Source organism: Rhodanobacter sp. C01 (assembly GCF_002001045.1).
Classification (GTDB): Bacteria; Pseudomonadota; Gammaproteobacteria; order Xanthomonadales; family Rhodanobacteraceae; genus Rhodanobacter.
In genome coordinates this window covers 150,148-166,444 of the sequence record NZ_MUNR01000005.1, presented here as the reverse complement: position 1 = coordinate 166,444, position 16,297 = coordinate 150,148, and the positions used below count along the sequence as shown (strand labels likewise).

The window sequence follows — 16,297 nt, the reverse complement described above, 5'->3', positions numbered from 1 at the left end:
CGTCAACTTGCCGCCAGGGTGACCGTGAAGCGGGCTCCACCGAATTCCTGCGAACGATCCACCACCAGCTCACCGTTATAAGCGTGCACGATGTCCTGCACGATCGACAGACCGATGCCATGGCCCTGCACGCGTTCGTCACCACGCACACCACGCTGCAACACTTTCTCGATCTTGTCCGGAGCGATGCCCGGACCATCATCTTCCACACTCATTTGCAGACCCGGACGCTGCCGTCCCGGTTGCGGTTGCATCCGGACCACCAGCAATACGCGATGGGCCGCCCACTTGAACGCGTTCTCGAGCAGATTGCCCATCAACTCCAGTAGATCACCCTGCTCGCCATAGAACACCGCGCCGTCCTCGATATCGAACTCGCACAGTACGTTCTTGACGGCATGGACCTTTTCCAGACTCTGCACCAGGTCTTCGGCATGACTGGCGATCGGTACGGCACTGGCGAAGGTCTGCCGACCGGAAGTGGCAGCCCGCGACAACTGATAGGCGACCAGCTCATCCATCCTGCGCACCTGCATCAGCACGCCGTTGCGCCGCGACGTCTCGTCGCCGGTGGACGATTCCAGCTGCGAGCGGATCACGGCCAGCGGTGTCTTCAGGCTGTGCGCCAGATCCGCCAGGGTGTGCCGGTAACGCGTGCGCTGCTCGCGTTCGTTGGTGATGAACGCATTGATGCGTTCGGTCAGGCCGGTCAGCTCCATCGGATACTGGCTGTCCAGCCGTTCGCTGTCACCGTGCTCGACCCTTGCCATGTCGCTGGCCACCTTGCGCAGGGGGGTCAGGCTCCAGCGCAACAGCAGCAGCTGCAGCACGATCAGCATCACGCCCAGGATCGACAGCCAGATCACCAGCGTGCGCCGGTATGCCGCACTCTCGCCCTCGAACTGCTCCTCGGTCTGCGCCACCGTCATGGTGAGCCGCACCGACTTCTTCTCGTCGGTATCCCACGCCACGCCGTAGCTGTAGTAGTAAAGCCGGCCCATGCGTGTATCGATCGGGCCGACGAACTCGCCTTGGCCCGGCTCCAGTGGCTTCAGGAAACTGAAGTCGCGACCGATCGACGACGAAGACTCCCAGTGGAATCCGTGGTCGCCGACAGCCACCGCGTACAGCCCGGAACCGGGCCGCAGGAAATTCGGGTCGGGCAAGGTGTCCGATGACGGTGGCAGCAGCTTGCCGTAGCGGTTGACGTCGGTATTGGTGATATACGCGATGACGTAGTTCTGCAGCCGGTCATGCAACGCGCTCAGCGCGCGCTCCTTGTTCGCCTGCGACAGGGTCAGCCCGACCAGCCCGAGGAAGCCCGCCAGCACGAAGCCGGTGGCAATCGCCGCGCGCGCCGCCAGTGACAGCGGCTGGCGCGGCGACTCCGGCTCATTCGTCGTCGCCGTCGGTGCGCGGGATGGCAAAGCGGTATCCGCGTCCACGTACCGTCTCGATGGGTTTGAGGGTGCCTTCCGGGTCGAGCTTGCGCCGCAACCGGCCGATGAACACTTCGAGCACGTTGGAATCGCGGTCGAAATCCTGCTGGTAGATGTGCTCGGTGAGATCGGCCTTGGAGACCAGCTCGCCGGCATGCAGCATCAGGTATTCCAGCACCTTGTATTCGTAGCTGGTGAGGTCGACCAGCTTGCCTTCCACCGTCACCGTTTGCGCGGTGGTGTCCAGCTTGATCATGCCGCAGGCGAGGATCGGCTTGGACCAGCCGCTGGCGCGACGCACCAGCGCGTTGATGCGCGCCAGCAGCTCCTCGACGTGGAACGGCTTCACCAGGTAGTCGTCGGCGCCGTACTTGAGCCCCTCGACCTTGTCCTGCCAGCTGCCGCGTGCGGTCAGGATCAGGATCGGGTAACGCTGGCCGGCCTCGCGCAGCGCCTTGACCAGATCCATGCCGGACATTTTCGGCAGGCCCAGATCAATGATCGCCAAGTCGAACGGCACCTCGCGGCCAAGGTAGATGCCTTCCTCGCCATCCTGTGCCGCATCGACCGCAAAACCGTCCCGCTTCAGGCGCGCCGCCAGCGTTTCGCGCAACGGCGCCTCGTCCTCCACCAACAGGATGCGCATCAGTGTCTCTCCTTGCTGCCCGCGTTCTTGACGGGCGGAATTTTGATTGATGGTGCCGGAGCGGGATTCTTGCTTGCCTCGGACGAAACCGCCATCACCCGTACATGCCCATCCGGCGTGAGTACCTTGATGCGGTACTCCTGCCGGCGGCCGACCCCGCGTTGCTCGGCCGAAAGCACCTTGCCACGGGTCTCCTGCTGCACCTGGAGTACCGCCTGGTCCATGGTCACCGATTCGGCCGACTGGGCCGCGACCGCCGACGCCACGCCCGACAGTATTGATATCAGCAGGGCAAAGATGAAGTTTTTGTACGTCGTCATGCGTGAAAATCCCGCCCGACACGGGCCAGAGCGTCCAGCGTAGGCAGTCACGGCTGAATACTGACCGGATGGCCGGCGCCTGTCACGCCGCTACCGAACATGGTGCCATTGCCTGCTCCAGCAACGCCCAGCCGGCTCCCGGCAAATGCGCGCCCTCGCTCAGCGTGCGACGGAACGCACGAGCGCCTGGCTCTCCCTGGTACAGCCCAAGCAGGTGGCGGCTGATGTGCTTGAGCGCGGTGCCGCGCGCCAGCTCGGCCTCGACATACGGCCGCAAATGCTGCAGCACGCTCTCCCGCGTCGGCAGCGGCTCGCCGCAGAGCGCGGCTTCGATCTGCGCCAGCAAGTACGGATCGTGGTAGGCCGCACGGCCCAGCATCACACCATCCAGGCGTGCCAAATGCGCCTGCACCTCGGCCACCGTGGTGATGCCGCCGTTGATCACCACCACCAGTTGGGGGAATTCGCGCTTGAGCCGGTACACGCGCTCGTAGTCGAGTGGCGGGATCTCGCGATTCTCCTTCGGCGACAGACCCTGCAGCCAGGCCTTGCGTGCATGTACCACCAGCACCTCGACTCCGGCCTGCAACATGGTCTCGGTAAAATGCTGCAGTCCAGCATAATCGTCCTGATCGTCCACACCGATGCGGCACTTCACCGTTACCGGGATTCCCACAGCATCACGCATTGCCTTTACACAGTCGCCGACCAGCGCCGGCTCGCGCATCAGGCAGGCACCGAAGCGCCCCGACTGCACCCGATCGGACGGGCAGCCCACGTTGAGGTTGATCTCGTCATAACCCGCCTCGGCACCGAAACGCGCCGCCTGCGCCAGTTCGCGCGGCTCGCTGCCGCCCAGTTGCAGGGCCAGCGGATGCTCCTGCTGGCTGTGTTCGAGCAGGCGCAGCTGCCCGCCGCGCACCAGCGCCGCACTGGTCACCATCTCGGTATACAACCGCGCTCGCGGCGACAGCAGCCGATGGAAATAGCGGCAATGCCGGTCGGTCCAGTCCATCATCGGGGCAATGCAGACGCGCCAGTCGACGCCCTCTGCAGCAGGGACAGTCCGGGGGGAAGTGGTGGCGAACATGGGGCTATGGTCGCCGAAAACCATCACGTTGTCCTGCTGTAACCGAAGTCGCCAGACCAAAGACAGCCCCTTTGCCCTCTCCCTTGCCCTCTCATGGCATCGTGTTGCGCCCCTCGCGCAATGCCATCCAGACGCAGGTTCGTCCGAGGTTACGTGGGCCGCACAGAAAAGCGTCGCGTAACACTGGCCAGATTGCCTACAACCATTTCCATAAACGTGACGCAGTTCAATTGACTTATGATAACGTTTGTGGTCCCGAACAGATGGTTGTCAAGCCGCCATGAAGAGTTTCTGTCGCCTGCTCGCGCTATCTCTCGTCCTGATGCTTGCTGCCTGTGCCACCGTGCCCGGGTCGGACAAGGCACCCCCACTCGATCCCGACGTCCAGGCCGTGACCTCCTATCACATCGGCGTGGATGACCAGCTGCAGATCTCGGTCTGGCAAAACCCGGAACTGAGCGTGAGCGTCCCGGTGCGTCCGGACGGCATGATCACCGTGCCGCTGATCGGCGATGTCCAGGCTGGCGGTCATACGCCGGAGGAAGTGGCCACCACGATCAAGGGCAAGCTGCAGTCCTTCGTGCGTGACCCCCAGGTCGCGGTAATCCTGACCGAGTTGCGCAGCCACGAATACCTGTCGCGAGTCCGCGTGACCGGTGCCGTACGTACACCGGTATCGGTACCGTACCGCCAAGGCATGACCGTCCTTGATGCCGTGTTGGCGGCCGGCGGCCCCACCGAATTCGCGGCCCCTGATCGCACCGAGCTTTATCGCGAGAGCAAGGGCGGGATCACCACAGCCTACGCCGTACGTCTCGACAAGGTTCTGCAACGAGGCGATCTAACCACCAATTACCCGTTGCAGCCAGGCGACGTCATCACTGTGCAACAACGCGCTTTCTGATATCGAGGGAGCCGGGTTGAGGGACCAGGGGGATGCAATGAGTGAAGAACTCGTACCTTTCGGAAGCTTGCTGCCCGTAGTGCTGAGCGAAGCACGGCGCCATCGGATCACGATGTGTCTGATTTTTGCGGCCATCGCAATGGCGGCGCTGGTCATCGGTGTGCTGTGGCCGAAAAAATTCAATGCCTCCACAACCATCCTGGCGCAGGAAAGCAGCATCATCACCCCGCTGATGGAGGGGGCCGCGTCGCCCACCGCCAACAAGAACCGCGCCGGCATCGCGCGTGACGTGATCTTCAGCCGCAAGGTGATGGACCAGATCCTGATCACCGGCGGCTGGATGAGGACCCATCCGGCGCCGATCGAGCAGGACCGCATCATCGAAGGGATCAAGGCTCGCACCACGGTGCAGATCTCACAGGACAACCTGATCACGATCAGCTACTACGATTCCGATCCCGGACGGGCCTATGACGTCACCCGACAGCTTGCCCGGCTGTTCATCAGCGAGAGCCTGGCCTCCAAGCAACGCGAAAGCCGCGACGCCTACGAATTCATCAACAGCCAGGTCGAGGCCTACCGGACGAAGCTGACCGACGCCGAAGACAAGCTCAAGGCATACCGCGATGCCAACGCCGATGCACGCCCCGGCAGCGAAGCCGATACCAATTCGCGGATCAGCCAGTTGCGCAGCCAGATCGAAAGCTCGCGCATGGATCTGATGGAAAAGCGCTCGCAGGAGGCATCGCTGAATGCGCAGCTGTCCGGCGAATCCGAAGTCAACGCGGTTCAGACCACCCAGGGCATCTATCAGGCTCAGCTTGCCGAATTGCAGACCCAGCTCGACAAACTGCTGCTGACCTATACCGCCCAGTATCCCGACGTGGTTCGTGTCCGCCACCAGATGCAGGATCTGCAGCAGCAACTTGCGCAATCCGAGCAGCGCAAGCAGAACGCCAGCCTCGCCGGCATGCCGACGACACTCGACAACGGCGTGCAAATCAACCCGCTTTATCAGCAGTTGAGAAGCCAGGTATCGGCAACCCGCAGTGACATCGCCGCGACCAGCGCACGCATGAGCGCGAGCGAAGCCATGCTGCAGTCCGAACTGGAGCGCAGCAATCGCATCGCCAACTCGGAAAACGTGACCTCCGAATTGACGCGCGACTACAACGTCAACCGCGACGTCTACCAGGATCTGCTCAAGCGTCGCGAGAATGCGCGTGTCTCGATGAACCTGGATGCCGAACAGCGCGGCCTCACATTCCTCATCCAGAACCCTGCCGTGATGCCACTCGTCCCATCGGGTCTGCGCTTCATGCATTTTGCCATCGCGGGGATCGCACTCGCGCTGGCAGTTCCGTTCGGGCTGCTGTTCGCTCTAGTGCGATTCGATCCGAGGGTACGTTCGGTCGAACAACTGGAGCACTCCACCGGGCTGATGGTACTGGCAACGGTCCCGTTCTACTCCACGCCACAGGACCGTCGCCGCGAACAACTGCGAAACGTGTTCCTTGTCGCGACCGTCCTCACAGTCGTCGTGGTCTACCTGCTTCTGTTCGGGCTCAAGCTGAAGGGGATGGCATGAACGGCAAAGATGATGACAAGCTGATTGCCTTTCCCAGCAACCCTGAACTTGAGGTCACGACGGGCAATCATGGCGCGGCCGGTCATTCGATCGCCCGCATGCACGAAAGCACCGCACTGGCGCCGCAACAGCTGGAGCAACGTCGGCTGATCCATCGCGAAGCATCGCTTCGCGAACAATCCGATGCCTTTCGCGAAATTCGTACGCGCCTGCTCAGCCTTGGCGGCGCACAGAACTTCGTGACCCTGGTGGTATCGGTGAGCCCGCGATCGGGTGGCAGCTTTGTTGCCCGCAACCTCGCTACCGCCTTTGCCTTTGACGAGGCCAAAAGCAGCCTGTTGATCGACTGCAACCTGCGCTATCCGGTTCAGCATGAGGCACTGGGCGTGAATCCGGTCGGTGGTGGCCTGATCGACTATCTCGAACATCCGGCGCATGGCATCAAATCGGTGCTTTACCACACCGGCATCCCGCGTCTTCGCCTGATGCCGGCGGGCAAATTGCGTGAAAACGTCGCCGAATACTTTTCCTCATTTCGCATGCGCGCGGTCATCGACTCGCTGCGCTGCCGTTATTCGGATCGCTACCTTTTTCTTGATGGTCCGGCGATCAAGGGATCACCGGATGCACGAATCCTGTCCGAACTGGCCGACTTCGTGGTCGTGGTTGCGGGCTACGGTCGTGACACGCCGGCATCGATCAGCCAGGCCGTCTCCCATTTCGATACAAACAAGCTTGCCGGAGTGGTGTTCAATCACGCCCCCTGACCGGAGTCCTGACGTCGATCACGCATGACTTGTCGCCAGACGGACGTGTAGCCGCCCGGTCGGTGCAACAAGGGCAAGCAAGGGATATGGCGAAAGGGAGCGTGCCAGAAAGGCAACGGGGACGATCCAAATTCGACTACATGCAGTGCTGCGTCACCGGGCACCCGCCACAGATGCATCCATGGGGGAGAGGGAATATGCCAGCATCCATCAAGCTTGCCTGCACGACGACGCTGGCGCTGGCCGCTGCCTCAGGCGCGGCTTTCGCCGGACAGCTCGACTACACGCTGTACACCGGCATCGAGCACAGCAGCAACATCAACCTGAGCACGACCGACCCGATCAGCCAGAACATCCTGATACCCGGCCTGGACTTCACGTACACGCAACAGGGTTCAACCCTCCAGGCCAATATCGCCGGCGACCTTGAGTATCGCGATTTCTTCGGCAATAGATTCAATAACCAGACACAGGTCCAGCTTGCCGGCCAGGCCAACTGGACCGTGTCACCGCAGCGCCTGGATTTCACCGTGCAGGATTTCGCGGGAATCCAGCCGATCGACTCGCTGGCCAGCAATGCACCGAACAACCAGCAGCAGACCAACGTGTTCGCGCTCGGCCCTACGCTGCACTTCCAGCTCGGCGGCACGTTGCGCGGGCAGGCAGAGTTGACCTATATCAACAGTTACGCGCAGAAGACCGATGAATTCAATTCGCAGCGCGGGCAGGCTGCGTTGCGCATCTTCAAGGAGCTCAATCCCACCGATCTGCTGTCGGTCAACATCGAGAGCCAGCGCATCGCTTTCTCAAACAGTGACGGCGGCCCCGACTACACCCGCAACGAGGTGTATGGTGAATATGTGAGCAAACTGACGCACTTCGATCTCGACGCCGTACTCGGCTGGTCGCAAATCGATTTCGATGGCGCAGGCGCGCAGACCGCGTCGAGTCCGCTGGCGCGGGTGTCCCTGGATTGGCGCTTCACGGAACGCAGCACCTTCACTGTCGCTGCAGCTCATCAATATTCCGATGCAGCACAGGGCATGATGGTGCAACCCGGCATCGGCCAGATCGTCGTCCCGACCACGGGTGGCATCAGCGCCGGCGACACCACGATCAATTCGCAGGTATATCTGGAACGGACTGTCGAACTGGGCTATGCATATCGCGCCGACCGGTTCACGGTAACCGTGGCTCCGTCCTACACCAAATTGAGCTATCTCAACGGGCCAACATTCAACCAGAGCGGCCATGGCGGAAATTTTGCCATTGACTATCGACTGCGGCCGACGCTAACCCTGACGGCATTTGCCAATCAGCAAACCACGAAATACCAGACCCTCGACAGACGTGACAACACCGTCAACTACGGGCTGAACCTGACCGAGCAATGGACGCCGCACTGGAGCTGGCGTGCCTCCGTGAGTCGTCAACGGCGCAACAGCAATTCGCTGGATCAGAGCTATCGGGAAAACGAAATCTATCTCGGCATCGTGTACAAGCGATGATGACGCAGGTCGAAGCAGAACTGCCATGCCACTTCGGGGCGAGCGGCGAGTTGTTCGGCATCTACCATCCCGCGCCTGCCTCTCCCAGCAAAGCCGTCTTGTTGTGTCCGCCATTTGGCCAGGACCTGGTTCGCAGCCATCGACTCTATCGGCAACTGGCTCATGCCCTCGTCGCGCAAGGTATCGCGGTGTTGCGTTTTGACTATTACGGTAGCGGCGACTCGGCCGGCAAAAGCATGGACGTCGACTGGACCCGCTGCATCGACGATACCCTGGCTGCCGCCAGCGAATTGCGTGCGCTCAGTCGCTGCGACTGCGTAGCCGCCTTCGGCGCCAGGCTCGGGGGCAGCGTCGCCCTCGCAGCCGCCACCGCCGCACGCCTCGTCGAACTCGTCCTATGGGACCCGGTGCTCGACGGCGCCACCCACGTCGACCGGCTCGATGCGCTGCAGGCTTCGCTGCAACACGACACGATACGTTTCACCAGACCGCGGACCAGTGAGGATATCGCGGGCCAGTGGCTCGGCTTTGTCATCGACGCCAAGTTTCGCCAGCAGCTGATCGACCTTCACCCTGATCCGCCAACCATCCCGACACTGTTGCTGGATTCATTGCCGGCCGCGGCGACGCACGACTGGACACGCCTCGCTGCCACCGATATGACGGTAACGCCACTGCAAGCTCCGACGCCCTGGGACGATCTCGATCGCCTGGAACTGGCGATCCTGTCGCACGAGCTGATCCAGCTCGCGTGCAGCCGCCTGCGGGAGACGCCTTGATGCAGGAACACGCCTACCGTTTCGGACGCGCCAAGCATCTGGTGGGCATGGTGGGCCTCCCTCCATCGCTCTCCGGCAATATCGGAGTGATCGTGCTCAATGCCGGCCTGGTGCATCGGATCGGACCGTTCCGGCTGCATGTGGAGATGACTCGCCGCCTGAATGCCTGCGGCTATCCGACGTTGCGCTTTGACTTGTCGACACTGGGCGACAGCGGTGCCAGCAGCGAGTCGCAATCGCGCGAGCAGCTGGTTTGCGCCGATGCAGCCGACGCCATGGCCCTGCTGAGCGAACGAGCCGGCTGCACGCGTTTCGTCCTGATCGGACTGTGTTCCGGTGCCGTGAACGCGCACCGGGTGGCCTGTACCGATGCCAGGATCGTCGGCGCGATCTTTCTCGACGGCTATGCCTACCGTACCCTCGGCTACCGGGTACGCCACTACCTGCCGCGGATATTGAATCCGGCGCGAGTCTTCCGCTTCCTGACACGTCGCCTGCACTCAGCCCAGCAGGTCGATGCCCCGGTTTTCGGTGTCGATTTCCCGCCGGTGACGCAAGTACGTGGCGACCTGCAAGACATGCTGCGGCGCGGCCTGAAGCTGTGCTTCGTCTACAGCGGCGGCGCAAGCAAGTATTTCAACCACCTCCGCCAATTCCGCGAATGCTTCGGCCGTGTGGGCACTCATCCGGACGTCAGCGTCAGCTTCCTGAAGGAAGCCGACCATACCTACATTCTCGCAGTCGACCGTGCCCACCTGCTCGACCTCATCGAGGGCTGGCTCCATCGCAACCTCCCTGCGAGTACTTCGGCATGAACACCCCCATCGCCACCGGTGGCACCGGGCATATCGGCGGACGCGAGACCGGTGCGAGAAGCATGCGCAGCGGACGCCGTGACATGCTTGACGCTCATGCCCACGCGTTTCGCGATAGTGAACCCGTGGAGAAGTGACCATGCGCACGTTGCCGTTTGTCATGCTGCTCCTGGGTGCCATGGCGCTGAGCGTCGCGATGTTGTCGAATTCCGACGCATCGACCCGACACCACTCACCCACTGCGGCCGGCACGCCCGCCAACAGTCATGCCGGCGCTGCTCACCACGATCCAGCTCCTCCCGGCGCACAACCGGACCAGCGCATCGTCCTGCACAGGAACGCGGGCTCCGACAAGGCGGTTCTGGTATCTGTCGGTATTCCGTTCGCACCCGGTGTTCTCGACGATCCCCGCATGCTGCGCATACTCGACGCACACGGTGCGGAAGTGCCTGCCGCTGTCCAAACCACCTTGAAGTGGCACTTCAAGGATGGAAGCGTGCGTGCCGTGCGCGTGCAATTCGACGCACAACTGGACACCGACGAGTCCACGTTCTATTTCGCGTTCGGCAAGCCACGTACGCTCGATCTTGCTCCGTGGCCATATGCCAAGGGTCTCGTCGCGGGCGATCAGGGTCTGCTGGTGCCAACGGTCGTGGCGACCCTGACGCCCGAATGGCTGTGCCAGTCGCTGATCGCGGGGCCACAGCAACCGGCCGCTCCGAATGAGCCCTACGCCAACTACGTTTCCACGCAATTCGACTGGGCCCGTGACTTGCCGGTCAAGGACTCGACGGCGTGGCTGTTCGATCGCCCCACCACCTTGTACAAGGCTTATATCCGAACCGGTCGGTTCGACTACCTGCAGGCCGCCATCCTCAGCTACCACTTCTACATGAAATACATTCGCCGCGATGGATTGCCGATGAGTCCGTCCTGCGCCGGCGGGTGGTCGTACGGTGGCAAACCTTGTGACGTGAAATACGTCTACATCGAGCCGATCCTGCTGGCGCTCGCCCTGACCGGGGATGACAGCGCGCACGATGCCCGCATGGTCGACGACATGGCGACGCTGTGGGCAAACGGTGGCTGGAGCGGAGAACCCGGGCCATACACCGGCGCCGGTCAGTACTTCACGGAACGCCTGGCGGGCCTCGGCTTGCTGGAGACCGTGAGTGCCTACGAGCTTACCGGCGAAGCCCACGATCTCACCCGCGTCAGGGAGCGCATCGACTGGCTCTACGCACACCAGCAGAACAACCCGGATGGCCTGGGCAACGACGGCTCATGGCGCAACAGCTGGAACCTCCACGAAAACGATTCGTGGAAACCCGAAACCGACGTGCGCGGAACATCCCCGTGGATGACCGAAAACATCATCGATGGTCTGTGGCACGCATGGCTGGTTACCGGTGACAAGCGCATCCCGGAAATGATCACGGGATTCGGCCGCTACCTGGAGCACTATGGCTGGATCAGCCCCGACCTCATCGTGAAGCCGCACGACTGGCGCGACCCATGCACGGGCCCCGACGGCCTGATCGGCTGGTACTGGTCGTCGGCCCACGCCACGACCAAGGCACTGGAAGCCATCCAGGACTCCGAAGGCTGGTACAGCGATTCGCACAATGTAGAGCTCGCGCTGCCGATCGCGGCTGCCTACTATTTCGAGCGCGATCCGAAGCAGAGCGCCGCCCTCAAACATCGATTCGACGAACTTGTCTCGTCCTACGACAGCGCATGTGCGGCCAACAGCAAGACGCTCCGCCGATTCAACTGGAACAATCGCGGCACCGGTGTGGCGCAGTGGTTGATCCGTCAGCCGGCGGGCAGTGGCGAGCCGCAGTCCTCCACGAAACATGAGACGCCATGAATCAGCCAAAGACATCGATTCACGCTGATTGGCGCGCCCCTCGACGCAGGCTGCCCGCAACCGCCACGGCATGGGCATGTCGCATGGTGCCCACGGCATGAACCAACGCCTCGCCGTTCTTCGCAGCGTCACCATCGTCTCGGTCTCGACCTATATCGAGTACGCGCTCGGCCTCGTCGTCAGCATATGGATCGCGCGCGCGCTGGGGCCAGCCGACTTTGGCCGCTATGCCTTCACGGTCTGGTTGTGCGGCTGGCTGATCACCTGCAGCAACAACGCCTTGACGACATCGTCCACCAAGTTCATCGCCGAGGCCGATGGCGCGGGCGAGCCTGGCATCGCCTCGCACATCTCGCACCGGCTTGGCCAGCTCCAGCACGCCAGCTCGTTCATCGTGCTGGCGCTGTTCGTGTTGGCGACATTCATCGTCAAGCCCACCGAATGGAATCAGTTCCTGCTCCCGGTAACGGTGCTGGTGGTCGTGGCGGTGGGCGCCAAGGCCAACTACGCCATGTTGGTGGCGATCGAAAAGGGGCAGGAGCATTTCGAGCCGGAGGCGATCGCCACTGTGATTGGCGGTGCGATCGGGGTGGCCCTGGTGATCGGTGCAGCCACCATGCACGCCGGGCTGCTCGCCTTCATCGCCATCTTCGCGATCGCGTGCCTGACCCTCAATCTGCTCAACCGCCTGGCCTATCGAAAATATTGCCGACCCTACGCGAGCGGCCCCATTCCGAAGGACATCGGCACGCGCCTTTACCGGCATCTGCGCCTGACCGCCGTCCTGGTGCTGCTGGGTTCGTTCAAGGGCAGCACGATCGAGGTCTTTCTGCTCAATACGTTCGCCAGCACGACCGCGGTCGGCTTCTTCGCGATCGCCCTCACCCTCACCCGCGGTGCGGTGCAGCTGTTCTCGGTGGGGCTCACCTCGACCCTGCTGCCATACATGGCCAAGTCGTTCGGACAGCACGGACAGGAACATGCCACGCACTTCCTCGCCGAGGCCACCCGCTTCTACTGGGCTGTCGGCATTGCGATCGCCGGCCTCGGCCTGGTGACGACACCCGAAATCGTCACCCTGATGTACGGCAACCGCTATGTCCACGCGATACCGGCGATCGAGGCCATCCTGGTCCTGGGCGGCTTGCTGCTTATCGTCAACAGCATCTCGGCGTTCCAGACCGTGGTCGATCGCCAGGACGACCGCATCCGCATCACGATCATCGCCCTGGTGGCCAATGCCGTGTTGGGCATCAGCCTGATCCCGCATTTCGGGCTGGTGGGCGCCGTGCTGACTTACGCCGGTACACGCATCACCGAACTCGGGCTCGCCATCTTCTATCTGCGACGCGCCACCACCGGCGGCATTCCGGTAGCCCCGATGGCACGGCTGTTTGGCGTCGGCATCGTCGCGACCGCAGTGGCATGGCTGGTCACGGCAGTGCTGCCCAGCCATTACGGCTTCATCGCCGGCGCCGGCACCTTTGTCGCCGTGTACGTTCCGGCAAGCATCCTGGTGCACTACTGGACCGACGATGACTATCGGTTGATGACGACAATCACCAGTCGCCTTGGCCTGCCGGGCAAGATGTTGATGCGCCTGTTGAATGGCCTGCACCGACCATGGAGCAAGACACTGCCATGACGGCTCTGAGAAACGATCAGCTGCCATGGGAAACCATCGACAATGCCGCAGCATTGCGAGGTTTGCGCGACGAACTGGCGCGCCTGGCGGAAATATCCGGCGCCGCATCCGGCATCGTGCAGCATCCGGACTGGATACTGTTCGAACTGGAAAGCCGCGGCAGCACGGCGTCGCTTCATCTCGTGCTGGCCCGGGACGACAATGGCCGCATTGTCGGCTATGCACCGTTTATCGTCAGGCAAGGCACCACCCGTGTTGCATTCGGCGGGCGCCAGATCCCGATCTATCGGGGCCGTATGCTGCGTCTGCTCGGGGCCGGCATCGTCGCGGCACCATGCGACCGCGCGCACGCCGAGAACACGATTTCTGCCGCACTCCAGCGTGATCCAACGGTTCGTGTCATCCATATCCAGGAGACCGCGCTGCCGAATGATCTGGCCATCGCGCTGTCGCAGGGCCAGCAAACCTTCACCTGCGTGCGTTCGAACCTGCTCGATCAACTGAACTGGGCGATCCAGCCGCAAGAGTCGCTCGCGACATATCTCACCAAGCTTGGATCCAAGCGCCGCAACGATCTGACACGCCGGCTGCGCAATGTGTACAAGAAGCTCGGTGCGCAAGCGCAGCTGCGCATCTTCGATGCACCGGAACAGATCGACGACTACTGCCAGCTGATGAACCAGGTGTACGCGCGGAGCTGGCACGCAACTGCACTGACCATCGACTGGGAGCTGCCATCACGCCGTGCGCTGTTTCAGCAACTGGCACGTGATCGCCACATAGTCGGGCATGTGCTGATGCTCGGCACGCAACCGATCGCGTATGTGCATGGCTATCGCCTCGGCGGCCGCTACCTGCTCGACGACACCGGCTACGACGAGGAATTCGCCCAGCTTGGCGTGGGCTCGGCGCTGGTATTCCAGTCGATCCAGGATCTCCTTGAGCGCCATCCCGACGAGCTGATCGACTTCGGCTACGGCGACAACCAGTACAAGCGGGTGCTTGCCGACCAGAACAATCCGTGCGGCTCCCTGCATATCATCCGCGGCATCGGTCCGCTCGCATGCTTCCAGATGATCACGCCGCTGCGCTGGGCCTATCGTTGCCTGCGCCGGATGCAACGCAAATAACGCGCAACCGCGGCGATGCGCTGACCGGGCCGCATGAAGAAGTTCGCTGGAGATTCATGATGCACTGGAAACTGAAAGCCCGTATCCAAAACACGGTCTCGCTGCTCCCATCCCAATCCTCGTACGCCGCCTATTTCTGGATCCAGCGGCACTTCGGTGGGCTGCGAAGAATGAATCCGGTTTCCCGCCTGACTGCCGGCATCGAGACCTGGCAGCGAATCAGGAAACTGGGCTACGACCCAAGCGGAAAAACCTTCTTCGAGGTTGGCACGGGACGCGCACCCATCACGCCCCTCGCGTATTGGCTCATGGGTGCGAAGGGCGTGATAACCATTGACCTGAATCCTTACGTGAAACCGGAACTGGTCAAGGAAAGCCTGCAGTACATGGCGGACAACCATGCGGAGATTCAACGCCTGTTCGGCCCCTTGCTCGATCAGGGCCGCCTGGATGCGTTGCTCAAGCTGCATCTGCAGACGGACTTCGGCATCGACGCTCTGCTCGGGCTGTGCAACATCCAGTACATCGCCCCAGGCGATGCCACGCGGACTGGGCTGGACCCCGGCGGCATCGACTTCCATACCTCGTTCAATGTCTTCGAACACATCCCGCTGGCCATCCTGGAAAAGATCCTCGCTGAAGGAAACCGGATCATCCGCGATGGCGGCCTGTTCGTTCACCGCATCGATTATTCCGACCACTTCTCGCACTCGGACAGCAGCATCTCGCCGATCAATTTCCTGCAGTATTCCGACACCGAATGGGACAAGTACGCGGGCAACCGCTACATGTACATGAACCGGCTGCGGCACGATGATTTTGTAAAACTGTTCGAGGCGGCAGGGCAGCACATCCTGGCAACCGAACCCACGGCGCATCCGCCATCGCGCGAGCTGCTAGGCAGTCATCGCCTGAAGATCGACGAGCGCTTCGGGATGAAATCGCAAGAGGTGTTGGCCACCACAGATGCGTGGATCGTGTCGAAGAAACGCGACTGACAAGACATTCACCACCACCCCACTCATGCTGGCGGTTGCGCACCCCTTCGCTTGGCCAGGGCATGCCATGCGTAGCGAAACATGCACCACACCGAACGCGCCATGCCAAGCTTCTCCACCTCGCGGTAGATCGCCCATTGCCATGCGGCAGCACGCAGCTTGTTGGCTGATAGCGAACGCTCACGTACCAGGTACCAGGCCAGCGGCTCTGCAGACTCGACACACACCGCTGACCCAGCGCGACGCACCTGCTCCAGCCAGAAAACATAGTCCTCGTGACCGATGCGTCGGAACGGCACGTCTCCCAGGCTGCGCGCGTACATGCCGGTCAGGTTGCCGATGAAGTTGCTGGCCAGCATGTCGCGCCACTCGACTCGTGCCGGCGGCGTCACCTGCCCCAGTACGCGGCCATCCTCGGCGACGCGCCAGTACGCCGCATAACTGATCAGCGCACCGCTTTCGCGCATGCCTGCCAACTGCCGCTCCAACTTGGCCGGATGCCACCAGTCGTCGGCATCGAGGAAGGCAATGAAGTCGCCGTGCGCGGCCGCGATGCCGGCGTTGCGGGCCGCCGCCACACCGCCATTGCCCGATTGCCGCTGCACGCGTACGCGTGTGTCTGCGCGCGCATAGGCTTCGAGAATCTCCAGCGAATCATCCCGTGAGCCATCGTCGACCGCAACCAGCTCCACGTTGGCATGACTCTGCGCCAGCACCGAGTCGACTGCCCGACGGAGCCACGCGGCAGCGTTGTATACCGGCATGATCACGCTGACCAGATCACCGCTCACCGTCTGT

The 16,297-nt window shown here is 62.3% G+C and carries 16 protein-coding genes; 11 read left to right on the top strand and 5 right to left on the bottom strand.

Annotated features, from left to right (window positions below; all coding sequences use genetic code 11):
• Positions 1 to 2 precede the first annotated feature (2 nt).
• The 4 genes from B0E50_RS02120 to dusA form a co-directional block, all read right to left on the bottom strand.
• Positions 3 to 1,427 carry an ATP-binding protein gene (locus B0E50_RS02120; protein WP_077439429.1) on the bottom strand — a complete coding sequence of 475 codons (1,425 nt, stop codon included), beginning with the start codon at positions 1,425 to 1,427 and terminating at the stop codon, positions 3 to 5.
• Positions 1,393 to 2,085, bottom strand: a complete 693-nt coding sequence (locus B0E50_RS02115; protein WP_077439428.1) for a response regulator transcription factor — start codon at positions 2,083 to 2,085, stop codon at positions 1,393 to 1,395. The genes B0E50_RS02120 and B0E50_RS02115 overlap by 35 nt, the downstream gene beginning before the upstream one ends.
• Positions 2,085 to 2,405 carry a hypothetical protein gene (locus tag B0E50_RS02110; protein ID WP_077439427.1) on the bottom strand — a complete coding sequence of 107 codons (321 nt, stop codon included), beginning with the start codon at positions 2,403 to 2,405 and terminating at the stop codon, positions 2,085 to 2,087. Before B0E50_RS02110 ends, B0E50_RS02115 begins: the two co-directional genes overlap by 1 nt.
• Before the next feature lie 82 nt (positions 2,406 to 2,487).
• Positions 2,488 to 3,495 (bottom strand): tRNA dihydrouridine(20/20a) synthase DusA, encoded by a 1,008-nt coding sequence (gene dusA / locus B0E50_RS02105; protein WP_077439426.1) that lies wholly within the window; start codon positions 3,493 to 3,495, stop codon positions 2,488 to 2,490.
• 280 nt (positions 3,496 to 3,775) lie between these two features.
• Here dusA and B0E50_RS02100 point away from each other — a divergent pair, with 280 nt between their 5' ends.
• From B0E50_RS02100 to B0E50_RS02055, 11 genes are all read left to right on the top strand, one after another.
• Positions 3,776 to 4,399, top strand: coding sequence for an XrtA/PEP-CTERM system exopolysaccharide export protein (locus tag B0E50_RS02100; protein WP_077439425.1), 624 nt, complete (start codon positions 3,776 to 3,778; stop codon positions 4,397 to 4,399).
• A 37-nt stretch (positions 4,400 to 4,436) separates the two neighbouring features.
• Positions 4,437 to 5,987, top strand: coding sequence for an XrtA system polysaccharide chain length determinant (locus B0E50_RS02095; RefSeq protein WP_077439424.1), 1,551 nt, complete (start codon positions 4,437 to 4,439; stop codon positions 5,985 to 5,987).
• A complete protein-coding gene (locus B0E50_RS02090) occupies positions 5,984 to 6,754 on the top strand; it encodes a polysaccharide biosynthesis protein (protein ID WP_254427148.1) in 771 nt (256 codons plus the stop codon). The genes B0E50_RS02095 and B0E50_RS02090 overlap by 4 nt, the downstream gene beginning before the upstream one ends.
• Before the next feature lie 197 nt (positions 6,755 to 6,951).
• On the top strand, positions 6,952 to 8,262 hold the full coding sequence (locus B0E50_RS02085; RefSeq protein WP_168170785.1) for an outer membrane beta-barrel protein: 1,311 nt from the start codon (positions 6,952 to 6,954) through the stop codon (positions 8,260 to 8,262).
• Positions 8,259 to 9,041 (top strand): alpha/beta fold hydrolase, encoded by a 783-nt coding sequence (locus B0E50_RS02080; RefSeq protein WP_217343184.1) that lies wholly within the window; start codon positions 8,259 to 8,261, stop codon positions 9,039 to 9,041. Before B0E50_RS02085 ends, B0E50_RS02080 begins: the two co-directional genes overlap by 4 nt.
• Positions 9,041 to 9,856 (top strand): alpha/beta fold hydrolase, encoded by an 816-nt coding sequence (locus tag B0E50_RS02075; RefSeq protein ID WP_077439421.1) that lies wholly within the window; start codon positions 9,041 to 9,043, stop codon positions 9,854 to 9,856. The genes B0E50_RS02080 and B0E50_RS02075 overlap by 1 nt, the downstream gene beginning before the upstream one ends.
• Positions 9,853 to 9,993, top strand: a complete 141-nt coding sequence (locus tag B0E50_RS18115; protein WP_168170783.1) for a hypothetical protein — start codon at positions 9,853 to 9,855, stop codon at positions 9,991 to 9,993. The genes B0E50_RS02075 and B0E50_RS18115 overlap by 4 nt, the downstream gene beginning before the upstream one ends.
• Before the next feature lie 2 nt (positions 9,994 to 9,995).
• Positions 9,996 to 11,726 (top strand): hypothetical protein, encoded by a 1,731-nt coding sequence (locus tag B0E50_RS02070; RefSeq protein ID WP_254427147.1) that lies wholly within the window; start codon positions 9,996 to 9,998, stop codon positions 11,724 to 11,726.
• Positions 11,727 to 11,823: 97 nt separating this feature from the next.
• A complete protein-coding gene (locus B0E50_RS02065; RefSeq protein ID WP_168170782.1) occupies positions 11,824 to 13,371 on the top strand; it encodes an oligosaccharide flippase family protein in 1,548 nt (515 codons plus the stop codon).
• A complete protein-coding gene (locus B0E50_RS02060) occupies positions 13,368 to 14,501 on the top strand; it encodes a GNAT family N-acetyltransferase (RefSeq protein ID WP_168170781.1) in 1,134 nt (377 codons plus the stop codon). Before B0E50_RS02065 ends, B0E50_RS02060 begins: the two co-directional genes overlap by 4 nt.
• 170 nt (positions 14,502 to 14,671) lie before the next feature.
• On the top strand, positions 14,672 to 15,499 hold the full coding sequence (locus tag B0E50_RS02055) for a hypothetical protein (protein WP_077439418.1): 828 nt from the start codon (positions 14,672 to 14,674) through the stop codon (positions 15,497 to 15,499).
• Between the two features lie 23 nt (positions 15,500 to 15,522).
• Here B0E50_RS02055 and B0E50_RS02050 read toward each other — a convergent pair whose 3' ends face one another.
• Complete coding sequence (locus tag B0E50_RS02050; RefSeq protein ID WP_077439417.1) at positions 15,523 to 16,290, bottom strand: glycosyltransferase family 2 protein; 768 nt, start codon at positions 16,288 to 16,290, stop codon at positions 15,523 to 15,525.
• Positions 16,291 to 16,297: the final 7 nt, after the last annotated feature.